General features: G+C 69.5%; 27 protein-coding genes. 22 read left to right on the top strand and 5 right to left on the bottom strand.

All coding sequences use genetic code 11. The annotated features are described in order from the left end of the window. Position 1: 1 nt before the first annotated feature. Positions 2 to 1009: a hypothetical protein gene (locus tag KUG38_RS01810; RefSeq protein ID WP_216918782.1), complete on the bottom strand. Its 1008-nt coding sequence runs from the start codon at positions 1007 to 1009 to the stop codon at positions 2 to 4. A gap of 26 nt (positions 1010 to 1035) precedes the next feature. Continuing rightward, positions 1036 to 2073 carry a helix-turn-helix domain-containing protein gene (locus KUG38_RS01815; RefSeq protein WP_353617694.1) on the bottom strand — a complete coding sequence of 346 codons (1038 nt, stop codon included), beginning with the start codon at positions 2071 to 2073 and terminating at the stop codon, positions 1036 to 1038. Between the two features lie 64 nt (positions 2074 to 2137). Here KUG38_RS01815 and KUG38_RS01820 point away from each other — a divergent pair, with 64 nt between their 5' ends. The 5 genes from KUG38_RS01820 to KUG38_RS01840 are packed head-to-tail and all read left to right on the top strand — an operon-like array spanning position 2138 to position 6334. Further along, complete coding sequence (locus KUG38_RS01820) at positions 2138 to 3643, top strand: arylsulfatase (protein WP_094586107.1); 1506 nt, start codon at positions 2138 to 2140, stop codon at positions 3641 to 3643. A gap of 25 nt (positions 3644 to 3668) precedes the next feature. Then, positions 3669 to 4631 carry a formylglycine-generating enzyme family protein gene (locus KUG38_RS01825; RefSeq protein ID WP_216918784.1) on the top strand — a complete coding sequence of 321 codons (963 nt, stop codon included), beginning with the start codon at positions 3669 to 3671 and terminating at the stop codon, positions 4629 to 4631. Between the two features lie 3 nt (positions 4632 to 4634). Further along, the gene (locus KUG38_RS01830) at positions 4635 to 5057 is read left to right on the top strand and encodes a DUF1622 domain-containing protein (protein ID WP_216918785.1); all 423 of its coding nucleotides are present in this window, start codon (positions 4635 to 4637) and stop codon (positions 5055 to 5057) included. Continuing rightward, positions 5058 to 5444 carry a YidH family protein gene (locus KUG38_RS01835; RefSeq protein WP_216918786.1) on the top strand — a complete coding sequence of 129 codons (387 nt, stop codon included), beginning with the start codon at positions 5058 to 5060 and terminating at the stop codon, positions 5442 to 5444. It begins immediately after the preceding gene. Positions 5445 to 5449: 5 nt separating this feature from the next. Then, positions 5450 to 6334 carry a bile acid:sodium symporter family protein gene (locus KUG38_RS01840; protein ID WP_216918787.1) on the top strand — a complete coding sequence of 295 codons (885 nt, stop codon included), beginning with the start codon at positions 5450 to 5452 and terminating at the stop codon, positions 6332 to 6334. A 31-nt stretch (positions 6335 to 6365) separates the two neighbouring features. Here the strand turns inward: KUG38_RS01840 and KUG38_RS01845 are convergent, their stop codons facing one another. Further along, complete coding sequence (locus tag KUG38_RS01845) at positions 6366 to 8009, bottom strand: mechanosensitive ion channel family protein (protein ID WP_286195532.1); 1644 nt, start codon at positions 8007 to 8009, stop codon at positions 6366 to 6368. A 128-nt stretch (positions 8010 to 8137) separates the two neighbouring features. On the opposite strand from KUG38_RS01845, the gene KUG38_RS01850 reads away from it, so the two are divergent. The 16 genes from KUG38_RS01850 to KUG38_RS01925 all read left to right on the top strand — a co-directional run bounded on the left by KUG38_RS01850 (position 8138) and on the right by KUG38_RS01925 (position 21408). Continuing rightward, the gene (locus KUG38_RS01850; RefSeq protein ID WP_353617695.1) at positions 8138 to 8929 is read left to right on the top strand and encodes a ComEC/Rec2 family competence protein; all 792 of its coding nucleotides are present in this window, start codon (positions 8138 to 8140) and stop codon (positions 8927 to 8929) included. Continuing rightward, the gene (locus KUG38_RS01855) at positions 8926 to 10503 is read left to right on the top strand and encodes a recombinase family protein (RefSeq protein WP_216918789.1); all 1578 of its coding nucleotides are present in this window, start codon (positions 8926 to 8928) and stop codon (positions 10501 to 10503) included. The genes KUG38_RS01850 and KUG38_RS01855 overlap by 4 nt, the downstream gene beginning before the upstream one ends. A 119-nt stretch (positions 10504 to 10622) precedes the next feature. Further along, positions 10623 to 10853, top strand: a complete 231-nt coding sequence (locus KUG38_RS01860; protein ID WP_216918790.1) for a hypothetical protein — start codon at positions 10623 to 10625, stop codon at positions 10851 to 10853. A gap of 372 nt (positions 10854 to 11225) precedes the next feature. Next, positions 11226 to 11372, top strand: a complete 147-nt coding sequence (locus KUG38_RS01865; protein WP_216918791.1) for a hypothetical protein — start codon at positions 11226 to 11228, stop codon at positions 11370 to 11372. 233 nt (positions 11373 to 11605) lie between these two features. Beyond that, on the top strand, positions 11606 to 14719 hold the full coding sequence (locus tag KUG38_RS01870; RefSeq protein ID WP_216918792.1) for a hypothetical protein: 3114 nt from the start codon (positions 11606 to 11608) through the stop codon (positions 14717 to 14719). Positions 14720 to 15213: 494 nt separating this feature from the next. Continuing rightward, positions 15214 to 15693 carry a hypothetical protein gene (locus KUG38_RS01875; protein WP_216918793.1) on the top strand — a complete coding sequence of 160 codons (480 nt, stop codon included), beginning with the start codon at positions 15214 to 15216 and terminating at the stop codon, positions 15691 to 15693. Next, positions 15693 to 16181 carry a hypothetical protein gene (locus KUG38_RS01880; RefSeq protein ID WP_216918794.1) on the top strand — a complete coding sequence of 163 codons (489 nt, stop codon included), beginning with the start codon at positions 15693 to 15695 and terminating at the stop codon, positions 16179 to 16181. The genes KUG38_RS01875 and KUG38_RS01880 overlap by 1 nt, the downstream gene beginning before the upstream one ends. A gap of 265 nt (positions 16182 to 16446) precedes the next feature. Next, positions 16447 to 16632, top strand: a complete 186-nt coding sequence (locus tag KUG38_RS01885; RefSeq protein WP_216918795.1) for a hypothetical protein — start codon at positions 16447 to 16449, stop codon at positions 16630 to 16632. Between the two features lie 95 nt (positions 16633 to 16727). Then, positions 16728 to 17318: a hypothetical protein gene (locus KUG38_RS01890; RefSeq protein WP_216918796.1), complete on the top strand. Its 591-nt coding sequence runs from the start codon at positions 16728 to 16730 to the stop codon at positions 17316 to 17318. A gap of 8 nt (positions 17319 to 17326) precedes the next feature. Continuing rightward, positions 17327 to 17509 (top strand): hypothetical protein, encoded by a 183-nt coding sequence (locus KUG38_RS01895; protein WP_216918797.1) that lies wholly within the window; start codon positions 17327 to 17329, stop codon positions 17507 to 17509. Beyond that, positions 17506 to 18366, top strand: coding sequence for a sigma-70 family RNA polymerase sigma factor (locus KUG38_RS01900; protein ID WP_216918798.1), 861 nt, complete (start codon positions 17506 to 17508; stop codon positions 18364 to 18366). The genes KUG38_RS01895 and KUG38_RS01900 overlap by 4 nt, the downstream gene beginning before the upstream one ends. A 139-nt stretch (positions 18367 to 18505) precedes the next feature. After that, positions 18506 to 19129 carry a hypothetical protein gene (locus tag KUG38_RS01905; protein ID WP_216918799.1) on the top strand — a complete coding sequence of 208 codons (624 nt, stop codon included), beginning with the start codon at positions 18506 to 18508 and terminating at the stop codon, positions 19127 to 19129. After that, positions 19129 to 19464 (top strand): hypothetical protein, encoded by a 336-nt coding sequence (locus KUG38_RS01910; RefSeq protein WP_216918800.1) that lies wholly within the window; start codon positions 19129 to 19131, stop codon positions 19462 to 19464. The genes KUG38_RS01905 and KUG38_RS01910 overlap by 1 nt, the downstream gene beginning before the upstream one ends. Further along, positions 19461 to 19658, top strand: coding sequence for a hypothetical protein (locus tag KUG38_RS01915; RefSeq protein WP_216918801.1), 198 nt, complete (start codon positions 19461 to 19463; stop codon positions 19656 to 19658). The genes KUG38_RS01910 and KUG38_RS01915 overlap by 4 nt, the downstream gene beginning before the upstream one ends. A gap of 397 nt (positions 19659 to 20055) precedes the next feature. Beyond that, the gene (locus KUG38_RS01920) at positions 20056 to 21120 is read left to right on the top strand and encodes a type I restriction endonuclease (protein ID WP_216918802.1); all 1065 of its coding nucleotides are present in this window, start codon (positions 20056 to 20058) and stop codon (positions 21118 to 21120) included. A 111-nt stretch (positions 21121 to 21231) separates the two neighbouring features. Then, positions 21232 to 21408 carry a hypothetical protein gene (locus KUG38_RS01925; protein ID WP_216918803.1) on the top strand — a complete coding sequence of 59 codons (177 nt, stop codon included), beginning with the start codon at positions 21232 to 21234 and terminating at the stop codon, positions 21406 to 21408. A 4-nt stretch (positions 21409 to 21412) separates the two neighbouring features. On the opposite strand, the gene KUG38_RS01930 is transcribed toward KUG38_RS01925, so the two are convergent. Together KUG38_RS01930 and KUG38_RS01935 are read right to left on the bottom strand one after the other, a co-directional pair. Continuing rightward, positions 21413 to 21724 carry a hypothetical protein gene (locus KUG38_RS01930; RefSeq protein WP_216918804.1) on the bottom strand — a complete coding sequence of 104 codons (312 nt, stop codon included), beginning with the start codon at positions 21722 to 21724 and terminating at the stop codon, positions 21413 to 21415. A 48-nt stretch (positions 21725 to 21772) separates the two neighbouring features. After that, on the bottom strand, positions 21773 to 22135 hold the full coding sequence (locus tag KUG38_RS01935; RefSeq protein ID WP_216918805.1) for a hypothetical protein: 363 nt from the start codon (positions 22133 to 22135) through the stop codon (positions 21773 to 21775). Between the two features lie 309 nt (positions 22136 to 22444). Between KUG38_RS01935 and KUG38_RS01940 the strand changes: the two genes are divergently transcribed. Then, positions 22445 to 23371, top strand: coding sequence for a KilA-N domain-containing protein (locus KUG38_RS01940; protein WP_286195533.1), 927 nt, complete (start codon positions 22445 to 22447; stop codon positions 23369 to 23371). The last annotated feature ends 7 nt before the right edge of the window (positions 23372 to 23378 follow it).

The raw sequence follows: 23378 nt of genomic DNA on the forward strand, positions 1-23378 counted from the left end.
CTCAGGGCGTGCTGGCCACCGCCGTGCCCCTGGGAGCGCCGCCGAAGAAGAACTTCACACCGATTTCGATGCCGTTCATGTTCACGGAAAAGCCGTTGGCCTGCTGGTCCCCGTTGTTCCATTTCAGGCCCATGTAGCGCCAGGAGACGTTCAGATCGGTGTTGTCGCCGACCGCATAGCCCAGGCCCACCTGGGCATTGCCGCTGAGGTCCTGCTGGCCGCCCAGGCCGAAGCCGCCGATGTCGCCGCGGGCGAAGGCCCGCAGGCGCGGCGAGAGGAAGACGGTGGCCTGGGTGCCCACCAGGGGCTGCACCCAGGTGCGCTGGAAGTTGCGGGTGGGCTCCAGCAGGGTGCGTCCGAAGGGGCCGTCGAGGGTGGCTGCCAGGTTGAGGCGGCCATCGATCAGCCGGATACCGGCATAGGGGATCACCGAGTAGGTGCCGGGCTTGCCCAGGGCCGATTCCCGCTCGCCGAACCGGTAACGCAGGGCGAAGTCGTAGATCCCCAGGGTCTGGCCCACATCGGCCGTCGTCGTGAACAGCTGCCGGGGGCCGACCAGGCGCGCCGCCGAGTCGCCCAGGCTGGTGTACCAGAGGTCGGCCTGCAGGCCCACCCGGTCCTTTTCGATGCTGCCGCGGGCGGAGGCGGCGAATCGCAGGATGTCGAGGATCTCCCCCAGGTCCTGGTCCACCTCCGCCTCCTGGCCCCGGATCGTGGTGGTGCCAAGGGTGCGCAGTGGTGCGAAGCCGTACAGCTCGACGGTGCCGCTCCAGGGGGGGGCGGACGGGGTGGCAGGGGCCGGCTCCCCGGAGGCCGGCTCCGCCTGAGCCCTCTCCTGCGCCGCATCCGCCGGGGCCGCGGGCGGCAGCCGCAGCTCCTGGCCGATCCAGGTGGCCTCCGTTGCGCGGCCCCGGGCCGGCTCGGCAAGGCTCGCCGCCGGCACCAGGGCCGGCAGCACCAGGGCCAGGCTGGCCAGGACAGGCAACGGGCGGGGCTTGCTCTCGTTCATGGGGAGGGGAGGGGAGGTCAGGACGTTCAGGCCCGGAGGCTGGTCCGGGGATGTTCGCCGAACAGGCTGTGGTAATCGCGGGCGAAGTGCCCCGCGTTCATGAATCCCCACTGAGCGGCCAGCTCGGAGATCCGCGTGGCCTGCGGATCGGCCGCCAGCAGGGCCTGCCGCATGCCGTGCAGGCGACGGATCTTGAGGTAGGCCATCGGGCCCATCCCCAGGTGCTCCCGGAACCCCTGCAGCAGGCTGCGCCGACCGGCCGCGACCTGGCGGCAGAGCCCATCGAGGCTGATCGGTTCGTGGGGATGCTCCGCCATCCAGGCCTGGGCGGCCTTCACCAGCTCGATCCGGGCCGGCGGCCGCGCCAGCCGCTCCCCGTGGCCGCTGCGGTGCACCAGGGCCTCCACCAGCAGGGGCACCAGATCCCCCCCCAGCCGCCGGCGGATCGCCGGATCCTCCAACAGGGCCGGCGACCGCTCGGCCAGGCGGAAGATCCGGCGCAGGCAGGCCCTCACCCCCTGGAAGCGCAGCGGATCGATCGTCTCCCAGTTGACACCCTCCAGCTGCTCCTCCAGCCCCGGTCCGCCCAGATCCCGGGCCCATTGCAGGAAGGTGTCCCGATCCAGGCTCAGCAACGCCAGGCTGCAGCGCTCGGGTGTGGTGAGGTGGATCTCACCGCGTGCGGAGAGGCCGAAGAACGCCGTGGCCGGCAGCTCCAGGCCGTGGGAGCGCATCACGGGCCGGCCGGCGGTCTCCTCCAGGTCGAGGGCGATCAGCTGGCGGCCGCTGGGTTTGGCCCCACCCGCGTGCAGGGGGCGATCGAAGCGCAGCCGCAGCACCTGGAGCGCCCCCAGGTCGAGGGCCAGCAGCTCGCTGTGCAGGCGGCCGCCGGCGAGCTGGGTGAGCTGCACCGGCAGCAGGGGGCTGAGCACCGCCTCCAGGCGGGCGATGTCCTGGACGGACCGGGAGACGGGAACGGCGGAACCGCACTTTTTGAGTGTTCGGATCGCGCCGCTCTGTGCATCCTTTGGGGGCGTGTCCTCCGGATCCGTGGCGACCGTCACGTGACAACTGGGGGCCTGTGCCCTCTTCCTACCCCACTTCCTCACCCGCCGGGTGTTCCCCGCCATGCCCAACGGCCAGCCCAACATCCTCATCCTCTGGGGCGATGACATCGGCCAGAGCAACCTCAGCTGCTACAGCGACGGCCTGATGGGGTACCAGACCCCCAACATCGACCGGGTCGCCAGGGAGGGCGGCCGCTTCATCCACTACTACGCCGAGCAGAGCTGCACCGCCGGCCGCGCGGCCTTCATCTCCGGCCAGAGTGTGTTCCGCACCGGCCTCAGCAAGGTGGGGCTGCCGGGCGCCGAGCTGGGCTACCGCGCCGAGGATCCCACCATCGCCGAACTGCTGCAGCCGCTGGGCTACCGCACCGGCCAGTTCGGCAAGAACCACTTCGGCGACCGCGACGAGCATCTGCCGACGATGCACGGCTTCGACGAGTTCTTCGGCAACCTCTACCACCTCAACGCCGAGGAGGAGCCCGAGCTGCCCGACTATCCCAAGCCGGAGGACTTCCCCGATTTCCAGAAGAACTTCGGCCCCCGGGGCGTGCTGCACTGCTGGGCCAACGGTGATGGCACCCAGCGGATCGAGAACACCGGTCCGCTCACCAAGAAGCGGATGCAGAACTGCGATGAGGAGTTCCTCGCCGAGGCCAAGCGCTTCATCCGTGATGCCGTGGCCTCCGGTGAGCCCTTCTTCGTGTGGTTCAACACCACCCACATGCATTTCCGCACCCATGCCCGTCCCCAGGACATCGGCCAGTCGGGGCGGTGGCAGTCGGAGTACCACGACGTGATGATCTATCACGACAACTGCATCGGCGAGATGCTCGACCTGCTCGATGAACTGGGCATCGCCGATGACACGATCGTGATGTACAGCACCGACAACGGGCCCCACATGAACAGCTGGCCCGACGCCGGCATGACGCCCTTCCGCAACGAGAAGAACTCCAACTGGGAAGGGGCCTACCGGGTGCCGGCCCTGGTGCGCTGGCCTGGGAAGATCGCCCCAGGCACCCTCTACACCGGCATCGTCAGCCATCTCGACTGGCTGCCCACCCTGCTGGCGGCGGCCGGCGAACCGCAGATCAAGGAGAAGCTCCTGGAGGGCCACACGGTGGGCTCCAAGACCTTCAAGATCCACCTGGATGGCTACAACATGCTCGACTACTGGACCGGCCAGAGCGACAAGAGCCCCCGGGTGGAATTCTTCTACTTCTCCGACGACGGCGATCTCACCGGCCTGCGCTACGACAACTGGAAGTTCGTGTTCATGGAGCAGCGCGCCACCGGCACGCTGCAGGTCTGGGCGGAGCCCTTCACGCCGCTGCGGGTGCCGAAGATCTTCAACCTGCTCACCGATCCCTATGAGCGGGCCGACATCACCTCCAACACCTACTGGGACTGGATGCTTGACCACGCCTTCGCCCTGGTGCCGGCCCAGGTGATCGCGAGTCGGTTCCTGGCCACGTTCCAGGCCTATCCGCCCCGCCAGAAGGCGGCCAGCTTCTCCCTGGAGGATGTGATCGCCAAGATGACCGCCGCCGCCAGCGGCGGCCACTGAGGGGCTCGCCGTCGTCGCCCCCGCCATGACCCCGGAGCGCTCCCCCTCACCGACGCGATCCGCCCCGGCCCCCCGGCCGGGGCGCCCGCCGGCGCGGGACATGGTCTGGATTCCCGAGGGCAGCTTCGAGATGGGCTCCGACCACCACTACCCGGAGGAGGCCCCGGCCCACCGGGTGGCGGTGGGGGGCTTCTGGATCGACCGCACCCCGGTCACCAACGCCCAGTTCCAGAAGTTCGTGAAGGCCACGGGCTACGTCACCCTGGCGGAGAGGCCGGCCGATCCGGCCGACTATCCCGGAGCCCTGCCGGAGCTGCTGGTCCCGGCCTCGATCGTGTTCGTGCCGCCGCCCGGGCCGATCGGCACGGGCGATCCCTACCGCTGGTGGCAGTACCTGCCCGGGGCCTGCTGGCGCCACCCCGAAGGACCGGGCAGCTCGATCCGGATGCGGGAGCACCACCCCGTGGTGCATGTGGCCCATGGGGACGCGGCGGCCTACGCCGCCTGGGCCGGCAAGCAGCTGCCCAGGGAGGCCGAGTGGGAGCGGGCCGCCCGCGGCGGCCGAGAGCAGGGTGAGTTCGCCTGGGGGGACGAGCTCCACCCCGGCGGCCGGCCCATGGCCAACACCTTCCAGGGGGACTTCCCGCACCACAACAGCCTCCTCGACGGCTGGGAGCGCACCTCGCCGGTGGGGGCCTTCCCGCCGAACGGCTACGGCCTGCTCGACATGATCGGCAACGTCTGGGAGTGGACCGACGACTGGTATGGCGGCCACGCCGCCACGGGCGACAAACCCGAAGGGTGTTGCCGGCAGGCCAGCATCGATCCGGGCTCCCAGCACGGGAACCAGCCGCGCAAGGTGGTGAAGGGTGGCTCCTTTCTGTGCGCCCCCAGCTACTGCCGCCGCTATCGGCCCGCCGCCCGCATGGCCCAGGGGATCGACACCTCCACCTGCCACATGGGCTTCCGCTGCATCGTGAGGGTCTGAGCCATGCCGGAGTTTCCTCTGGTGGAGTGGCTCGAGCGGTTCGCCGTCGGCCTGCGCTTCGTGCTCGAGGGCGTGTCGCTGGTGTGCGTGGCGCTGGGGTTCGCGGCCACCCTGCTCCAGGCCGGGCGCCAGAGGCTGGGCCCCGGCCGCCACCGCCGCGAACCCGTCAGCCGGCGCTTCAACAGCCTCCGCCTCACCTTCGGCAGCTGGCTGTCGATGGCCCTGGAGTTCCAGCTGGCCGCCGATATCGTCGCCACCACCACGGCCCCCTCCAACCAGAACCTGATCCAGCTGGGTGTCATCGCCGTCATCCGCACCTTCCTCAACGTCTTTCTGGGCCGGGAAGTGGAGCTGGAGATGAAGTTCGAGGAGGCCCAGCGCCAGCAGCGTCAGCAGAGTTCCACCACCGAGACCCTTTCTCCCTAGATGGCCAACCTCAACAACGAACTGGCCAAGGAGCGCAACCGGGCGGCGGCTGAGCGCACGTTGATGGCCTGGATCCGCACCTGCCTGTCGCTGATCAGCTTCGGCTTCGGGCTCGACAAGATCATCGGTGCCATCAACAGGAGCCGCTTCGATGGCAGTGCCCATGCCGGTCTGAGTGTGCGGCTGGTGTCCATGGGCTTCGTGCTCGTCGGCATCCTGGCGATGGCCGCGGCGACCCGCCAGCACCTGCGCACGCTCAAGCTGATCCGACGCGACGACTTTCTCTATACCGATCAGCGTTCGATCAGCACCATCACGGCGATGGCCCTCACCCTCATCGGTGCGTTCGCCTTTGTGCTGCTGGTGATGGGTTCCCCTCTCGGTTGATCACCATGCGCGAAGCCGCCGGCGTTCTGGTCTCGGCCACCATCGTCACCCTGATGTTCAGCCTGGGCCTGGGGCTGAAGCAGTACCCGTTCCTTCTGCTCAGGGATCGCCCCGCCTTCCTCTGGCGCGTGCTGCTGGGCACCTGCGTGCTGGTGCCCCTGGCCGGGCTGGCCCTGGTGCTGCTGCCCCTGCATGGCCTGCTGAGCCGGCCCGCCTGGGTGGCCATGGCCCTGATGCTGGCCTGCCCCAGCGCCCCCCTGATCCTGTTCCGGGTGCGCAGCAGCGGCGGCACGGCCGAGCTGGCCGCGCGGCTGCAGATCGGCGCGGCGCTGCTGGCGATCGTCACGGTTCCGCTGATGGAGGTGATCTTCCGCACCGGCGCCGGCCTGCGGGGCTGGGAGGTGGCCGACTGGGGGATCACCCCCGGCCAGGTGGCGGGCCAGGTGCTGAAGGTGCAGGTGCTGCCGGTGGTCGCCGGGGTGCTGCTGGGGCAGTGGCAGCCCGAGCTGGCGCGGCGCTGCAGCCGGGCCCTCGGGTCCCTGGCCACCGTGCTGCTGATGGTGATGATGGCGGCCCTGCTGCTGCTCGCCGGCAAGCAGCTGCTGCCCTTCCTGCAGCAGAACCTGGTGGCCCTGGCCGGCATGGCCGTGCTCAGCGTGCTCAGCCTGGCGATCGGTTACGGGTTGGCCGGTTCGGACCCGCTGGAACGCCGCACCGTGGCCCTGGTGTCGGGGATGCGCAACACCGGACTGGCCGCCCAGCTGGCCCTGACCTACGGCAAGGGGTTGCCGGGCCTGATCCCCGGCCTGCTCAGCTACGTGCTGATCACCGTGATCGTCAGCACCCTGTTCCTGAGCTGGCAGAAGCGGCAGCTGGTCTCTTCAGCCTGATGGTTCCGCCTGGTTGTTCCCGGGGGATCGCTCAGCCGTTCTTCGGCACGGTGCTTCGGTTGCCGTTGCGGATGGCGTGATAGCCCGGCGAGAGGATCTCCACATCGGCGGCGGCGAACTGATCCTGAAGGGCCGCCAGCACCTCCGAGAGGGTCTGGCGGTAGGTGTCCGGTGCGCGCACGAAGGCCGTGAGTTCGTAGCTGATGTGGAAGTCGTTGAGGGCGGTCTGGAGCACGAACGGATCGATCTCGTCGGTGATGCCAGGGACGCTCCGCGCTGCCGCCAGCATCAGCGCGTGCACCTGCCGCCAGGGAACGTCGTAGCCGATGGTGATCGTGGTGGCGATCGCCACGGGCTGGCTGATCTCCCGGCGGGAGAAGCTGTAGTTCACCACCGAGGCGCCGATCACGCTGGCATTGGGAATGCTCACCAGTTCGTTGCGCGGTGTCTGCAGGCGGGTCACCAGCAGGGCCCGGTCCTGCACCACCCCCACCACCCCGTTGATCTCCACCCGGTCGCCTTCGCGGAAGGCCCGGGTGTAGATGAGCATCAGTCCGCTGATGATGTTGCTGGCGATGGCGCTGGAGCCCAGCGCCGCCAGGGCGCCGATGAACAGACCGGCCCCCTGGAACACCTTGCTGCCGGAGCCGGGGATGTAGGGGAAGGCGGCCGCCAGACCGGCCATGCAGAGCAGGATCGCCACCAGCCGGGCCGTCGGCAGGGCCCACTCCTGGTAGAAGCCGGGAAGCCGGATCCGGCCATGGTCGACGGCGCGGAACCAGGACTGGCTGGCACGGATCGCCAGCACGGTGATGACCACGATCACCCCGATCGAGACGAGGTTGGGGATCGCCTGCACGATGCCGCCCAGGAACCCCAGCACCACCGTCTTGATCTGGCCCCGCAGACCTTCGGCGATGCCGGCGGTGGGTGGGAAGAAGCCCAGTAGCAGCGGAATCAGCAGATAGCTGATCACCAGCACCAGCGACCAGTGCACCACCTGCCGAAGCCACTGCATGATCCGTCGCACGTGGTCCGCCTCAACGAACCCGCCCAGGCCCAGGCGACTCAGCTCCTGCATGACGAAGCGGGGGCGATCAGCGAAGTGCCGCTGGAGCCTCCGGTTGAGCCCCCCCTGCACCCGCAGCCACAGGATGTAGAACCCCAGCACCAAGGCCGCCAGGGCCGTTCCCCTCAACCAGGACCCGAGCGTGTGGCTGCCCCGGTAGCTGGTGATCGCCCGCCGCATGCCGTCCCGGTAGCGCTGCGCCAGCTGCTGCCGCGTCACCCCGAAGCAGGCCGCCGCGCGCTCGCCCACGGCCAGTTCGGGGTTGAAGCGACCGTCCTGCTCCCTGATGCCCACCAGGGAGAAGGGGGGCTCGTCCTGCACCACGAGCTGGTGGGGCTGGACGGTGTGGTCCTGCGCCAGTTCCAGCAGGCGGGCGTTGGCGCGGCGCACGTAGTCGTCGAGCTTCTGGGCGGCCGGGGCCCGGCGGATCTCCAGGTAGCGGCGGCCATCGAGGCCGATGAAGAGGGGAGTGGTCGCACAGCCCTGGGCGGCCGCCGCCGTGGTGCCGCCCTCGCCGGCCCATGCGGGCCCGGGCGGGCCCTGGCCAACCCCCAGGCCAAGGCAGAGCAGCAGCGCCAGCAGGGCGATCCGCTTTCCCAGGGTCATCGGCCGCCACGTGAATCTCTGCCGCTGCATCACCGACCCCCGGGATCTGCCGAGGCGATTGTCCCGTGGCGTCGCCATGGGTGTCGATGGCGGCGAGGGCCTACGGCCGCCGCCGGGAATCCTGGAGCATGCTCCGCTCCCCCCTGCTGCCGCTGCTGCTGCTGCTCGTGGTGCTGGTCCAGGCCCAGCTGCGGCCGCTCCAGCCCGGACCGGCCGACCCGCTGCGGCTGCTCGCCGGTGGCGATGGACCGCAACCGGTGATCCTGCAGGGTCACCTGCTGGGCGACCCGGTGGCGGCCGGGGCCCCCGTGGCCGGAGCGGGCGCGGGGCCGGGTCCCTGCCGGGTGCTGCTGCAGACGGTAGGGGGGCGCAGCGAGCTGGGCTTCCCCGTCTGTCCGGCGCTGCGCGAGGGCTGGGGCGTGCGGGTGAGCGGGCAGCTGCGGCGCCCCCGGCCGGCCCCCCACCCCCTGCTGGCGGGGCCGGCGGAGCGCCTGGCCCGCCAGGGCGCCTGGACCCGCCTGGCGGTGGAGCGGCTGGAGGTGCTCCGCCGGCCCGCCACCCCGATCGCCGATCTGCGCCGCGGCATCGCCGTGCGCTTCGTGGCCGCGGCGGGCCCGGAGCGGGGCGGCCTGCTGGCGGCCCTGGTGCTGGGCAGCGCCGTGGTGCCCCTGCCGGCCGAGCTGCGTGCCGACTTCCGCGTCGCCGGTCTTTCCCACGCGCTGGCCGCCTCCGGTTTCCACCTCACGGTCCTGCTGGGGGCGGTGCTGGCCATCGGCCGGGGGCTCGGCCGCTGGGCGCGGCTGGGCCTGGGGGCCGGGGCCATCGTGCTGTTCCTGGTGCTGGCCGGGCCCCAGCCCTCAGTGGGTGGCGGTATGCCTACGGTAGGCCACGCCCCCACCTGCCTCCGTTTGCACCCATGAAGGTCGGCTACGCCCGCCTCTCCACCGGCGACCCAGAGGGCATGACCCTGGCCATCCAGCTGGACCGCCTCCAGGCCGCCGGCTGCGGGGCCATCTACAGCGAGGTCATCAGCGGCACCGCCCGCCGTCGCCCCGAGTGGGAGCGCCTCAAGGCCGACATCGCCGCCGGGCGCATCACGGAGGTGGTGGCCGTTCGCATGGACCGCCTGAGCCGGAGCTGGACCGCCATCGGCGAGGTGATTGAGCTATTCGCCGCCGAAAGCGCCCCGAGCCTGACCCTTCTGGATGATCCGCTGGACCTGACCACTACGGCGGGGCGCATGACCAGCGGCATCCTCAGCAGCGTGGCCGCAGCTGAGCGCGAGCGCATCGTGGCCAGGGCGAAGGCGGGCCTCCGCCAGCGGTTCGCCTCCGGCCGGCGGATCAAGGTGCCATTCGGCCTCACCACTGACGACGAGGGCTTCCCGGTTCTGGACCGCCGCCCATGGCTCTGCACCCTCGCCGAACGGCGCACCTGGAGCCGCGCCGAGATTGCCACCGAGCTCTGGGACGCGTGGGAGCAGGCCCCCAGCCGGTATGCCCCCGCCCGCCTCGCGGCGCAGCAGTTCGGCATCAACGGCTGGGGCGGCGGCAGTGCCGCGACCTGGGCCTGCAACCCTGCTCTGCGGGGTGCGCTCACCGGCGGCCGGCGCGATCGGCACGGTGGCTATCCGGCGGTGCAGGAGGACGCCTTCGAAGCACTGATCGACCCGGAGCGGCACCTGGCCGGCGTGGCGGTGTTCCTCCGTGAACGGGCAAGCAACAGCAGCCGCCGCAGCGGCCATGCCACGCCTCTGAGCGGGAAGGTGATCTGCGCCGCCTGCGGCTACCGGATGAGCTTCAACCGCGTCACCACCAGGCCGTCAGCACCCTGGGCGTTCCGGTGTCGGCGCATCGGTTGCAGCCGATGCAACCACCGCACCACCTACGACACCCTGCTGGAGGCTGCCCGCCAGCACCTGCTGGGGCGCCAGGGGGAAATCGTCCAGCTGCTGCTGGGGGCGTTCCGGCCGGCGGACCGTGACCAAGACCTTGAGGACGCCATCGCCAAGGCCCAGGGGCGGGTGCAGGGGCGCCAGCAGCTGCTGGACCAGGACCAGGACGATGCCGACCTGCGACGCTCCCTGGAGCGGGCTGAGGCAGAGCTGGCAGCCCTGCAACATGCCGCCGCGACCCGACCCGCCCCGGCGGGGGACCCTGCAGCAGCGATGGGCCTGCTGGGCGCCTGGCTATCGGGGGGGGTGAAGGTGCAGGGCGATGAGGTCCACCTGCCGGCACCCCAGGCGCTGCCCGACCCGGCGGCGGTGGTGGAGCGGATGCTGAGCGCCGAGCAGTTCCCGGCTGCGTCGGCACTGCTGGTGCCGGCCCTGATTCACTCCATCCGCGCCGGTGACAGTGCCCTGGAGGTGGTGGGGACGGACGCGGGGGTGCTGCCGATGCGCGACGGCCAGGTGTGGCTGAGGGTGCCGGTTGCCGCCGTCGAAGGCGACATCGGGCCGGGCGACTACAGCGGGCGCCTGGAATCCCCCGGCTGAAAGTTACATCGTCCCGTGCTGAATCGCGCTACTATGAGTGGCGAACCACCATCGCCCCCGCCAAGGGCGAAAAGAGGCAACAAATGGAATGTGACCGCCCTGCGCTACACCGAGAACAGGTGCAGATTCACGTCGGCACCGAAGTTCACGTCTGGGAAAGCAGCAACCGCTGGAGCGAAAACACCTGGAAGGTGACGGGAATGCTGGTCATTCCCGGGGAAACCACCTACGCCGAAGTTCAGCCGGTGAACCCGACCGTCGCGGCGGCGCGAATCATCACGCTGCGACACCTGACGCCAGCCTGCCGGCCGCTCCCCTGGCGCCCGGCTGAGCCCACCGTCTGGATCTGAGCCCTGCAGGCCCCAGGAAGCGGACGCCCGACAGGCCGGGGGAACCACCCACCCCGCCCGCCGGGCTTTCTGCCGTCCGCACGACCCGCCTGCCAGGGCGGGGGCTGCCCGAGGACCGAGCGTGGTGCCAGGGGGCAGCCTACCGCTGGTGGCCCGGCCCAGCTGCTACGGCTGCACCTGCAGAAGTTGATTGCACCCAGATGCACCTAACTTCGGCAGGACTTCGGGGAATTGTGTTCAACTCGGCGGCGCATGTTGCGGCGGCTGATGTACGCTGTGCCATAGCCACAGCACACCATGCCAACACCAATCCCTCCCGATCGGGATGATGTTCCGTTCGGAAGCATCCTCACCTTCCGCGCCCCAGCACCGATGATCGCGGCGCTCACCTCCCGCGCCCTGGCGGAGAAGGTTGATCGCTCGGTCGTGATCCGCCGCTGCATCCGTATCGGTGCCGCCGCCGAAGGCATCGACGTCACCGGCCTCGGCTGCTTCGCCCCTGCAGGTGCCGGCCAATGACCACAGCACCAAACACCCCCGTCCCAATGTTCACCACCACGACATAACCCTCAACGCAAGAAAGCCCCCCGCACCACCACAGCACAAGGGGACTTTCTGCTCTACAGGGTTCAGGACCCAGCATGATTTTACAGCCACAGCCTGCCCCAGGAGCGCCCGATTCTGCGTTCAGGATCGACCGGCCTGAGGCACTTCGGTTCCTGCGCTTCCTGGGCCGTGACACCGGGCCGCTGGTGCTGGCCGTCTACGGCGGCCCCACGATTCACCTGCCCTGCACCGGCGAGGCGCCCGCCCTTGACGAAGCGGAGGCCCTGCTGCGGAAGCACCCGAAGGCCAGCCTTGGGCTGATCCATGGCGTTCCGCTGCCCCAGCCGGAGAACTGGGGCACCAGCATCGAGCATTGGGGTCTCTCCAAGGCCAATGGCCTGACGCCCCAGCAGCGGGAAGCAGATCGTCTCCGGCGATTCAACAACTGGTGGGCCGGCCACCAGGACCTCTTCAACGCTCCCCGCCGCTGGGGGGCCGGGAAGGATCACATCAGCCACCACAACGCCGTCCCGCAGGAATGCGACGGGGCCGCCAGTGAGGAGCAGCAGCGATCCCTCCCTGGCCTGGCGGGGCTGCCGTGGCCTTCGGCGGAGGTATGGACCGGCGGCAAGAGCCTCCACTTCTGGTGGCGTCTGCTCGATGGGCAGCACCTCACGCCGGCCGAGTTCCGTGCCGTCGCCATCGCGATCGAGCACCGGCTGAATGCAGCCGCCGCTGCCGCTGGCATCGACACCACGGCCGACCACAGCAGCGCCACATCCTCCAAGCCGATGCGGATGCCGGGGTGGGTGCACCCCAAGACCCGTCAGCCCACCGTCCTGCTCTACGACGATGGCCCCCGCTACAGCCGTGAGCAGCTGCTGGCCCTGGTGCCACCGCCGCAGCCGAAGCCCCGGAAGCCGCCCCGCAGCACCCGCCCCAAGGGGGAACGCGTCCCGGGGCCATGCACCTACGACGGCAGCCCCGACGACGATCCGACCTGGGTTTCGCTGCTGTCGCGGGCGGAGCAGCGGGCCACCGCCATCGAAATGCTCCGCCAGCCGGGGGTGCCGCTGCGCACCGTTGAGGGGCAGAGCCTCTACGAGAAGTGCCTGCCGATCTTGGCGGGCCTGGTGCATCACTTTGGCCAGGCCGAAGCTGCCGCCATCTGCCGGGAAGCGGGCTGGTGCAGCCCCGCCTGGAATCCCGACGAGATTGCCCCCACGATCCACCCCCGGCAGCTGCACCGGGCGTCCCTGCGGCGGCTGATCGCGGCCAGCGGCATCCAGCCCCCGGCGGCGCTGGAGCCCTACGTCGCTTCAACACCGGCCGGTGCGGGGCCGGTCTACAGCCATCCGATCGAGGTGCCCACCGACCTGCCGCTGCCGCTGGCACTGGCCGACGCCATGGACCGCTCGGAGGATGCCTGCCCCCTGGTGATCTGCCCCGACCCCTGCGGCTCCGGCAAGACCCACGCCGTCCCCGACCTGGCGCGGATCTGGCAGGAAGCCCGTCACCCCGGCTGCCGCATCATCTACTGCTCCCCCGGCTATCGCAGCCCCACCGTGCCGGCGCTGCAGGGCTGGGCGCTGCCCTTCGTCCGCCACTACGGGCTCGTCGCCGTTGAAGTGAACGGTGTCACCGTGATCCGCCGCCGCCGGAAAGACGAGGTTCGCGCCGGTGTTCCCCTGATCGAGCCGCCCAGCTGTCGCCTTTCCCTTCGCTTCGATGCCTGGCGCGCTGGTGGTGGCAGCCATGAAGATGCCGATGCGATCTGTCTCAGCTGCCGGTATCAAGACGGCTGTCCATTCTGGGCGGATCGGCCGGGCTTCAACGCCCGCTGGGTGACCGGCAAGACGACCCGGACGCGCTGCGCCGTGGCATCCCTCCCTGGCTTGAAGCTCCTGGGTGGTGTTATCCCGTGGGAGCGCACCTACATCGTCATCGATGAAGCGGTGCAGCTGGAAGCGGCAGCCTCCGAGACCATCACCCTGCCGTTTGATCTGATGGCGGTCTGGGCCGATTGGCTGCGCAATCCGCCGCCGCTGGTAGGTGCCGTCGATGGACGGATCTTCACCCTGCTGGAGGCCTTGCGCACCATCCCGCAGGTGCTGGCGGCCAGCGAGCGGCGCCATGGGCTGGGCGTTGAGGAAATGCGCCAGCGGTTCGGGCACCTTGCCGCTGAACTCGAGATCCCCGCCGGCATTGACGAGCAGCTGCAGCACCCGCCGCAGGATCTACCGCCGGAGGATGAGCCCGACTTCCTACCGACCGCGCCGCTGCTGCTGGCGGCCGTGGTCGATGCCTTGCGTGGCACCGCCGGGGCCATCCGCGCCACCCCCGATAAGGGCCTGGCCCTGACGGTCCCCAACAACGAAGTGCGCCAGGCCCTGGAGGGGTGCGCTGGGGTCGTCGTCCTCGATGGCACCACCCCAACCGAGACCATTCGGCGGCTGGTGAAAGGCGCCACCCCCTGCAGGCCCGAGATCGTCCGCACGGTGGCGGGCCATGGCCTGGAGGGGGTGCGCTTCGTGCAGATCCCCGACCTGGGGCCGATGGGCAGCCAACGGGGGGAGAACCGCCAGGGGGTGCGCCGGCCGGCGCTGATCCGTGCGCTACAGGTGCGGCACTGGCTCGATCGGCTGGAGCGCACCCCTGGCCCCGCCGAGGAGGACCGGGTGGTGCAGGCCGGTGAAATCGACCAGGAGGCCAGCTGGCCGGAACTGGGTGTGATCGACCTGGGCCGCTACGCCAGCAAGGGCGAGGGGGCCTGGTGGAGCGCCAGCCGGGGGAGCAATGCGTTCAAGTCCTGCGACGCCCTGGTGCTGATCGGCCTGCCCCGGCCGAACATCGGTGCGGCCCAGGCGGAGTTCAGCCTGCTGGACCCAAAGCCGGTGGCGCCCGATGGTGAAGACCCTTTCGGCTGGTGGTATCGGCAGCGGGTCGGCGAAGAACTGATCCAGGGCATCAATCGCTTGCGGGGCCTGCGGCGCCCCGACGAACAGCTGGCGGTCTACCTGGTGTGCAACGACGACCTGTCGGGGATGCCGTTCGACGTGGAGGTGGTCGATTCGCGGACGATCAGCTGGTGGGCCGGCGGCAAGGGGTGGCAGGCGCTGGCGGAAGCGGTGGAGGTGATTCGCGGGGGCCTGCCCGCCGGGGTGAAGCCAACCCAGCGCACGGTCGGTGAGGCGATGGGGCCGGGCGGGCTGCACCGCTTGAAGCGGGCGCTGCGGGCGCTGCAGGGGGTGGCCAGCTGGGAGCAGCTGCTGGGGGCGGCTGAGCCCCCGCGGGGGGCAGCTTGGGTGCGTTTCCCTTAGCGGCTTGGGTGCGTTTCCCTTTTATAGATAAGGGCTGGCTAAGGGAAACGCACCCAAAACGGCCAAAAAACACCCCGCGCCCTTGTGCCAATCCTGCAGCCGGCACAGCCCATCGGAGGCCGCGCCCGCCGCTGCCCCAGCACTGGCGCCCAGCACTGGCGCTCCGCTGCAGCACCAGCCCTAGCCAGGGCCGCCCCAGAGACGCCCCACCGCCGGGGGCGAGCCACCAGGGCCACCAGCCAGCTGCAGCCCCCTCACGGGCCGCCCTGGTCCGCCACGGTGCTCCCCTGGTACGCCGCAGGGCCACAGCAGTGGCCGCCAGGGCCAGCCGCAGGGCACCAGGGCCACCTGCAACCGCCGGCCACCACCTGCAGCGCCCCGCCAGGGGCCACACCGCTGCCCCTGGTGCCCGCGCCTTGCCCCCGGTGCCATGGTGGAGGGCGGCGCCGGTTGCACGGCCCACCCCATGACCGCCGCCCTGGAGGGGGCAAGCGATGCCACAACAATCTCAGATCCCCACGATCACCGCCGTGGAGCTGGCATGGGCAAGGAGTGCCTGGGCAGCGGCAAAACAGGCTCACCCCGAACTCACCAGCTACGGCTTCGGCAAACCACGCGAGTACGACGACCGGTGGCGGAACGGGCTTACCGAAGATGGTGATCTGTCCATCGTTCGGTCCGCCCGCTGGCTGCAGGGTATCGAGACCATCAAACACCCCAGCAGCCGCATCGGATGCAGCTACCGCCTCAAGCATGTCGCGGAAGACTGGGCTGGCGGCTACGTCATGGAAGGCGGGCTGATCGTTGCCGCCATCGCCCTGCACGTTCCCATGCGCCGCTTCACGGGCCGTGACGCATGGGGCGTCTACCTGGCATTGAGTTCCAAGTCCATCCGACGGCGAGAAGCTGAACCGGTGCAGGACCTTTCCCTCCTGATCCTGGAGGGCCAGGGGCAGCAGCGGGAGGCCGCCTGATGGGCCGCATCAAGGTCTACAAGCCGCAGCGCAACGGCGCCCCCATCTGCGGCTACAACCACGAGCAGGAGCCGCACCTGCTGGCCGACGAATCCGAGATCGTCTGGCTGGTAGACCCCGCTGTCTACGCCTGCTGGCCTCGGCTGTTGTGCCGCAATCAGCCTGCACCTTTCGCCCCCGACCCCTCGCCGCTCTACTCCTGCCCGCTGGATCGTTGGCTGGCCGGCGCAGAGCGGCGGGGCACCGTGCCGATCGCCGCGACGCATGACGCCCGTGGCGACCTATGCCGGGCGCTGTTCCTGCGCGTGGATGACGTCCCAGCCGTACTCGACGGGACGTGGGGGCACCGCTACGAAAGCGCGGACCCTGCCACCTTCAGAGTGGGGGTGGCAGCGCCCCTTGCGGGCTCCCTTCCACTCCCAGACCGCCCACCCCTGCCTGGCCATCCCCCAGGCGCAGAAGCTGATGCAGGTGGCCGAATGGGTTGAGGGAAAAGCTGCGCATGCGCAGCTTTTGGAGGGTGTCACCGACGCCAGCGCCCTGCAGCTGGTCGCAGCCCGCAGCACCAGCCCGGCGGTGGGGCGCCCCAGAGACGCCCCACCGCCTGGCCCGAGCCACCAGGGTCAGCCGCAGGGGTCGCCAGGGGCACCGCGGACACCAGGGCCAGCCAAGGAGCCGCAGCAGGGCACCAGGCCCGCCAGCTGGCCCCCTGCAGCCGCCTGAGACTGCGGTGGCCAGCCGCCCCGCCATGCCATGGCCCGGCAGTACCACCAGCCCGGTCCCGGCCGCCCGGGACCGCTCAGCCGCAACAGCAGCGGCGACCCCGTGGCCCCCACGGTTCAGCTGTGGGTCAGCACCGCCCCGGCGGTGGAGCCCCTGCCTTCCTCACCGGCCCCGCGGTCGGCCACCAGTCCCGCCGCCCTGCAGCGGCCCAGCTGAGCCCCGCCAGGGCCGCCACCGACAGCCCTGGCGCAACCGCCCGTAGAGCCCTGGCACCTGGTGGGAATAGTTGACTGGGAAGGATAATGATTCCCATGCGCACACCGATCGAGCCGATTCCTCTCAGGGCAACACCATCACTCCGCGCACGATGGGAAGCCTTCGCGCCGGGTGTTCCCTTCCCAGCCACAGCCCATGAAATCAGCGTGGCGATGCGAACGCGGCTGCGGCTGTGGGACCCGGATCTGCTGGAAGCCTTCTACAGCGGCAGCCCACCGAAACGTCGCCAGATTGTTTCGCGACGCCAGGTAGATGAAATCCGCCAGCAGCTGGAAGCCGTGCGGCAGCGTGAACAGTTGAAAGAACAGCGATCTGCAGCGCAGAAGGGGCGGAAGGTTCGTAAGGCCATCGACATGGAAGCGGTGCTACTGAACGGCGCCGAAGTATCCCGGCTGGCGATTGAGAAGCTGCTTCGGCAGAATAATGGCCTGAATCCATGGGCTGGGGAAGGTTATAGCAAGCGCCTACAGAAGGCGATCGAACGCATTGACGAAGAAACAGCGCTGAAACTAAAGAAGGAGGCGGCGATTGCAGCGGCATTGAATACAACCACGAAGCGCCCGAACATCCGCTCGGCGCCGCTGCTGCCCTCCAAGGGCGCCATCCCCCGCGGAGTGCTGGCGTGAGCGACCCCATGGGGGCGAACCCCGACGACCTGGGGGCCATCCAGGCCGCCATCGCTGCCGATGCCGCCTGGCTGCAGCAGCTGCAGGCCGCCACCACGACCGGCGATCTCCTCCAGCTGCTGCAGCTGGCCGGGCTCACCCCCGCCGGGGCCGCCGACCCCACAGGGGCAGGGGCCGGGGCACCCCGATGAGCGCCCCCACCAGCACCAGGGGGCGGCGGGGCACCAGTGGTGATGCGGTGACCACCTGGATGAACGCCGCCGCCCAGGCGCCGCTGCTCAGCAAGAACGCGACCCTCCACCTGGCGCGGGTGGTGCAGGCGGGCCAGCAGCCAGACGCCACCCCAGGCCAGCAGCGCGCCGGCCTGCGCGCCCGTGATCGGCTGATCCGCAGCAACCTGAAACTGATCGTGGGGGCTGCCAGGCCCTATCGGCACCGCGCCGAGAAGCTGGGCATCCCCTATGAGGATCTACTGCAGCAGGGCACCCTGGGCCTGGCGAAGGCGGTGGAACGCTTCGATCCCACCCGCGGCTACGCCCTCAGCACCGTGGCGATGTGGTGGATCAAGCAGGAGGTGGGGCGGCTGTGCGACAGCGGCGGGCTGATCCGCCTGCCCACCTACGTCGCCCAGCTGGCGCAACGGGCCAGGTATCTGCCCGCCGGGCTCACCGACGCCGAGATCATGGCGGAGCTGGGCGTTTCCGAGACGGTCTACCGGGCGATGCGCAGCGGAACGCTGGTGACACCCCGCAGCCTTTCCACCCCGCTGCTGGGTGCGGATGACGGCGACACCACCCTGGCCGATGTGATCGCCGCACCGGAGGCCGACCACCTGCTGCAGGCCGATCTCGAGGCCGCGATCGAAACGCTGCGCGAGGCGAATCCGGACGCCCTGGCGCTGCTGGAACTGGAGATCGAAGGGGCCAATCGCCGCGACCTGGGCCAGCTGGTCGGTCACCAGGGCCTGGCCCTGCAGGAGCACCTGGGCCGCACGAGGTCGCAGCTGCGGGCGGCGGCGCCGGAACTGGCGGGGCTGCTGGCGGCATGACCCGGTGGCCATGGCCAGATCGCCGAGTACCTGTGCTCACCACAGGTACGCCAGGCCATGGAACGGCCCGGCCCCCTGCATCGCCCCAAAACCCTTGCGCTGCGGGGGATGATGAGAAAAGAACCGCCGCCCCGCCCTGATGGCCCCCACCTCCGCTGAACTGTTGGCTGCGCTGGATGCCGCAGAAGCCGACGGAACGCTGGCCAGCAGCAGCGCCGCTGCCGTGGCCGCCGCCGGCCCACCGCTGCCCCAGCCGGGCCTGCGACGCACCGGGGCGATCCTCCAGCGGTTCGCTGCTGCCCTGCCGGGCCATGCCCTGCCGCAAGACCCGGCGACCCTGCCACTGCACCTGCAAATGGCCCTGCGGGATGTGGACCCCCAGCTGTTCGCCGTCCTGCTGACGCCCGACCTCCCGGCCGACCTGGAGGCCCAGCTGCTCAACGGGACGTTCCCCGCCGAACTGCCCCCGCCGCCTTCCCCCGAGGAACAGCGCGCCGCCCTGGTGCAGGAGCTCACCGCGGGGGGCACCGTGAACCCGTTTCTGCCGGGCGGCAACCTGAGCGCCCAGATCCGCCTGGCACAGGTGGACCCCGTGGTGGCCGAGCAGCTGCGGCTCGCCGCCCAGCCTCTCCACCAGGCCGCGCAGCAGCAGGCCGCCGAGGCGCGCCAGGCCGCCACCATCGCCGCGATCGAAGAGCAGAACGCTCACAACCTGGCGGAGCAGCAGGCCCGCGCCCGCCAGCACTTCGGCCTGGAGGGCTGATGGCCACCTACGCCGCGAACCTGTCCCGCACCGCCGACCTGGTGATGGTGCTGCGGGAGAAGCGCCAGGCGGCTGCCGCCAGCCTGCAGGTGATCGTGCGCCAGCTGGAACGCGAGCCGCTGGTGCAGGGCACCGACCCCGAGATCAGCGCGCTGTGGGCGTCGTTGCTGCAGGCCCGTGACGCCCTGCTGGCACCGGTGCCCACCGATGGCGACCGCCGTGCCGAACGTGAACTCCAGCGGGTGCTGGGGCTGCAGCAGCTGGGGCGGCGGCGCGACCCCAGGGTGGAAGCGGGCGACCAGGTGGGGCCGCTGCCGGTGGTGCTCACGCCATGAACCCAGCGATCAGCCCGGCCCGGCTGCAGCGGCTGCTCGATCGGCTGCCCAGCAGGCCGCGGCCGCTGCCGGCACCACCACCGCCCACCATCCCGGCGCTGAGCGACCAGCAGGCGGAACGGTGCCGGCAGGAGGGCTGGCAGCTGCGGAGCGAGGCCAGCGCCGACGCCTGGCGGCCCCCGGCGCCCTGGTGAGCGGCACCGGCCGGCAGCCGTAGCCTGGGCCACGGGTGAAGGGCACAGCGAGGCCCCGGCGATGCGGCGCTGGGGCCTTTCTGCTGGACCGCCTACCGGAAGCCCTGGCCGCCTCGCCGCCGGCCCGCCCGCTGGGCGCCAGCCGCTTGCGCTGCCGCTGAGGGACGTCGCCAGCACGGCACGAATGCCGGCCATGGCTGTTCCGCTAGCAACGGGAGCGGGTGCGGCGCCAGCTGGAGCGCGAGCGGCGGGGAAGGTGAATCGACAGGAGCGGGAGCATTGCGGCCTGCCGCCAGAAATCAAAGGGCCTTAGACCCACTATCCCTAGTCAAGACCAAGAAAAGGTCCCCTAGACTTGCTAGGCGGCTCTACGATCGATTTACGACTCTTAAAATCAATGGATCTGATCGATCAGCTGCAGACTTTGGCGGCGCGAGCAGAGCAGGCGAGCTCTAGCTTGACCAATGAGGAGGCCACAAAAATGGCGCTCATCGCCCCATTCATCCAGGCGCTGGGGTATGACATCTTCAATCCGAATGAGGTGAAGCCTGAATTCTCAGCCGATCTTCCAGGGATCAAGCAAGGTGAACGCGTTGACTACGCCGTACTGGAAAACGGCCAACCAAAAATCTTAATTGAAGCCAAGCCATACAACTCCGATTTGAAATCCGCCGAGAAAGGCCAGCTCTCGCGTTACTTTCAAGCGACAAAAGCTCGCATTGGAATCCTATCCAACGGTAGGCGCTTCTACTTCTTCTCCGACCTGGACAATGCAAACTTGATGGATGAGAGGCCCTTCGCGGAAATTGATCTTTTTGATCTACGATCCGCCCCCCTGGAGCAGATAAAACAACTTTCCAAGACGATGTTTGACTTGGAAACGCTGCTTTCTACCGCAGAACGACTCAAGTATCTTCGTGGTGTGAAGGAGGAGATTAAGTCTGAATTGACTGAGCCCAGCGATTGGCTCGTTCGGGAGATGGCTCGTCGAGTGCATACCGCTGAGCGAGTATCTGGACAGCTTGTCGAGAAGTTCGCGCCCATCGTTGCCGACGCGATCAAGGCTTACATCAATGACCGGATCAATGAGCGGCTTAGCTCGGCTTTAGAAGCTGAGAAGGCGGCGGAGCCTGCCGATCAGCAGCCGCCCCCTGCCGAGGACCTTTCCGATGGTGTTGTGTTCACCGACGAGGAGCGCGAAGGCTTGTACGTCATTCGCGCCATCTGCGCAAGTGAGATTGATCCTATGCGTTTGTGCGAGAAGGATACGAAGACCTACTGCAATGTTCTGATTGATGGAAATAACTGGAAATCAATAGTCAGGATGTACTTCAACGGTTCAACCAAGAAGCTAGAAATCTTTGATGGGGCTGAACCGAAAATGGTTGGCCTGGAGAGGGTTGGCGACATCTACCAGCACGCTGAAAGGATCAAGGCCGCATTGCAAGCAAAACTGAAGTGATGCTGTGCACGCCTTGCTTCTAGCCAAGGAATCCCCTTCTCCTGTGGCACCAGAGCCGCTGCAGCCCTCGGAAGAGCAGGCGGTGAACCTGCCAGCTGCTTCGCTGAAGTGATGCCGGAATCTGATCCTCGCCGTACCCGTTTGGTGGAGCTCCGCAAGCAACTGGTCCAACTGGGCGAGAAGGGCAGGGCCGCACCAATCGGCTCGCCCGACCGCGACAGACTGATTGATCGATACGGCGAGGTTCTGGCCGTGGTGCTTGCGCTGGCCGAGGAGTTGGAGGGCTGAGCCGTCAGGGCAAGGCCCACCAGCCAGAGAGCCCCGGCGCCGGCTGCGGGGCGCCCCTGGCCCGCTCGATCGCAAGTTCCACGGCGCTCTGGTGCGCTGGGGCCACGGCGCGCAGGGGCGTCCGGCGGAAGCCTTCGGCACCGCCCGGCATCACCTCGCGCAGCAGCACCACGGGTCGGCCGGGGGCTTCATCACGCCACGCGATCGCCACGCTCGAGACTGGCGGGGTGACTGTGGCTCTGGTGCCTGGCATCCGGTGGGGCGCCGGCAGCGTCTGGCCGATTCCTGGGTAGGAGGCGCTCTGGGTGGTGCTCACGGATCGGCAGCAGCGGCGCTCCCAGTCTGCGGCGGGCGCAGGGGCCGATCAGCCGGCCAGCGCCTGCAGAAGGGCCGCCCGGGTGGCGCTGGCGATGCGGCGGCCGCCGGGGCGGGCGGAGGCCCCCAGCTGGGCGCGGGCCAGGGTGCGCAGCTGCAGAACGGTGAGCGTGGCCAGCGGCGGGGCAGCGACGCTGCAGGGAGCCAGGGCGGCGGCCTGCGCCTGCACCACCACCCGGGCGGGTGAGTCGGGCTGTGGGGGCGCCTGAGTCGGGGCAGGGTCGGAGGCCGTGGTGGGCTCGATACCGCCCAGCAGCAGCGCCAGGGCCAGGGTGAACAGCAGGGCCTTCAGCAGGAAGCGGGCGGCGACGGTGCAGACGGCCGCAGCCGTCGCCAGGTGGCGGGTGGTCATGGTGTCGGAAGGCTGTGGGATGCGACCGGGAGGCTTCATGCCTGCAACCGGGTGCACCCCTGAAACGTACATCCACCGCCGACCCGTGCGAAAGCCACCGGCTGGATCAGCCGTAGCAGTTGCTGATGAAGATGATGGCGATGGTGCTTCCCATGACGGTGAAGCTCTTGTCGATGAAGTTGTCGTTGCTCGGCCTAAGCCACGACGCACGAAAACCTCGCCGAGGGAAACCCTGGCGAGGCCCGTATTGTGGTGATGGCGGCGTTCCCGCGCCCCAACACCTGACCGAATCCACTTGCTCTGGCTCCGATGAATTCATGGTACACCTGCCCCCAGGATGGGTGCAATCCTCCGGTTGAAAGCACTCCCGCTGCTGACCGGGCGCCGATTCCTCGGCAGATCAAGCGGCCCCGCAGCAAGCCGAAGCTCAAGGGCGGAGCCCTCACCAGGGCGGAGCGCACCAGGAAGCTCCGCAAGCGCCCCGGCTACGGCGGCATCCAGCTGGTTCCGGGTGGCATCGTCATCACGTGCCGCGCCTCGGACGGCTACGTGAACCTGGCTGAAATCCTCGCCGCCGAAGCCGACGCCCGCGGCGGGAAGCCGAAGCGGCTGAACGACTGGATGCGTCTCAAGACCACGCCCGGCTACCTGGAGGCGGTCGGGTTAGCTGCGGGAATCCCCGCAGATAGCCTCCTTGATCGAGGGGATGGGCAAGACCCGTGGGCTCACCATGAGGTCGCCTGCGAAATCGCCGCCTGGCTGTCCCCGGAGTTGCGGCTGGCGATCAACCGGCTGTGGTTGGAGACAGTGAACGGCCGGCGTCGGCGCCCTGCTGCCGATCCTGCGCTGCTGGCTGCCCGACGTGGTTCCCAGCGGCCGCTAACGGACGTGCTGGCCGCAGCGGGGATGGACCGGGCGGGAATCGTGCGGTTCCAGCGGCAGCTGGCCTATGAGGTGACCGGCAAGACGCCCAAGGCCTGGCGTGAGGAACTGGGGCCGAACTGGCTGGATCAGCAGCCCCCGGCCACCCAGGCGGCGCTGGCGATCTCCCGGCGAGCAGCAGCGGCGGCCTGCGCGGGGGTGGTGCTGGACCCAGTGGAAGGCGGCTTCCACCGGCACTACAACCGGGCGCTCAAGGCGGCGGTGGCGCCGGTGAAGCTGATCGCCCCTGTGCTGGCGCAGCTGCCACCGGCGGCCCTGCTGGCGATCCAGGGTGAGGAGGTGCCGCCCGGCTGAGTCCCGG

Origin of the sequence: Synechococcus sp. CCAP 1479/9 (assembly GCF_019038535.1) — a bacterium.
Classification (GTDB): Bacteria; Cyanobacteriota; Cyanobacteriia; order PCC-6307; family Cyanobiaceae; genus Cyanobium.

Bases quoted from the DNA above. Each gene is read 5' to 3' on its own strand.
- KUG38_RS01865 (WP_216918791.1), top strand. From the start codon at position 11,226: ATGATCGCGGCGCTCACCTCCCGCGCCCTGGCGGAGAAGGTTGATCGC.
- KUG38_RS01825 (WP_216918784.1), top strand. From the start codon at position 3,669: ATGACCCCGGAGCGCTCCCCCTCACCGACGCGATCCGCCCCGGCCCCC.
- KUG38_RS01880 (WP_216918794.1), top strand. From the start codon at position 15,693: ATGGGCCGCATCAAGGTCTACAAGCCGCAGCGCAACGGCGCCCCCATC.
- KUG38_RS01885 (WP_216918795.1), top strand. From the start codon at position 16,447: ATGGCCCGGCAGTACCACCAGCCCGGTCCCGGCCGCCCGGGACCGCTC.
- KUG38_RS01890 (WP_216918796.1), top strand. From the start codon at position 16,728: ATGCGCACACCGATCGAGCCGATTCCTCTCAGGGCAACACCATCACTC.
- KUG38_RS01855 (WP_216918789.1), top strand. From the start codon at position 8,926: ATGAAGGTCGGCTACGCCCGCCTCTCCACCGGCGACCCAGAGGGCATG.
- KUG38_RS01895 (WP_216918797.1), top strand. From the start codon at position 17,327: ATGGGGGCGAACCCCGACGACCTGGGGGCCATCCAGGCCGCCATCGCT.
- KUG38_RS01910 (WP_216918800.1), top strand. From the start codon at position 19,129: ATGGCCACCTACGCCGCGAACCTGTCCCGCACCGCCGACCTGGTGATG.
- KUG38_RS01840 (WP_216918787.1), top strand. From the start codon at position 5,450: ATGCGCGAAGCCGCCGGCGTTCTGGTCTCGGCCACCATCGTCACCCTG.
- KUG38_RS01915 (WP_216918801.1), top strand. From the start codon at position 19,461: ATGAACCCAGCGATCAGCCCGGCCCGGCTGCAGCGGCTGCTCGATCGG.
- KUG38_RS01925 (WP_216918803.1), top strand. From the start codon at position 21,232: ATGCCGGAATCTGATCCTCGCCGTACCCGTTTGGTGGAGCTCCGCAAG.
- KUG38_RS01935 (WP_216918805.1), bottom strand. From the start codon at position 22,135: ATGACCACCCGCCACCTGGCGACGGCTGCGGCCGTCTGCACCGTCGCC.
- KUG38_RS01835 (WP_216918786.1), top strand. From the start codon at position 5,058: ATGGCCAACCTCAACAACGAACTGGCCAAGGAGCGCAACCGGGCGGCG.
- KUG38_RS01820 (WP_094586107.1), top strand. From the start codon at position 2,138: ATGCCCAACGGCCAGCCCAACATCCTCATCCTCTGGGGCGATGACATC.
- KUG38_RS01845 (WP_286195532.1), bottom strand. From the start codon at position 8,009: ATGACCCTGGGAAAGCGGATCGCCCTGCTGGCGCTGCTGCTCTGCCTT.
- KUG38_RS01905 (WP_216918799.1), top strand. From the start codon at position 18,506: ATGGCCCCCACCTCCGCTGAACTGTTGGCTGCGCTGGATGCCGCAGAA.
- KUG38_RS01810 (WP_216918782.1), bottom strand. From the start codon at position 1,009: ATGAACGAGAGCAAGCCCCGCCCGTTGCCTGTCCTGGCCAGCCTGGCC.
- KUG38_RS01830 (WP_216918785.1), top strand. From the start codon at position 4,635: ATGCCGGAGTTTCCTCTGGTGGAGTGGCTCGAGCGGTTCGCCGTCGGC.
- KUG38_RS01875 (WP_216918793.1), top strand. From the start codon at position 15,214: ATGCCACAACAATCTCAGATCCCCACGATCACCGCCGTGGAGCTGGCA.
- KUG38_RS01900 (WP_216918798.1), top strand. From the start codon at position 17,506: ATGAGCGCCCCCACCAGCACCAGGGGGCGGCGGGGCACCAGTGGTGAT.
- KUG38_RS01940 (WP_286195533.1), top strand. From the start codon at position 22,445: ATGAATTCATGGTACACCTGCCCCCAGGATGGGTGCAATCCTCCGGTT.
- KUG38_RS01920 (WP_216918802.1), top strand. From the start codon at position 20,056: ATGGATCTGATCGATCAGCTGCAGACTTTGGCGGCGCGAGCAGAGCAG.
- KUG38_RS01850 (WP_353617695.1), top strand. From the start codon at position 8,138: ATGCTCCGCTCCCCCCTGCTGCCGCTGCTGCTGCTGCTCGTGGTGCTG.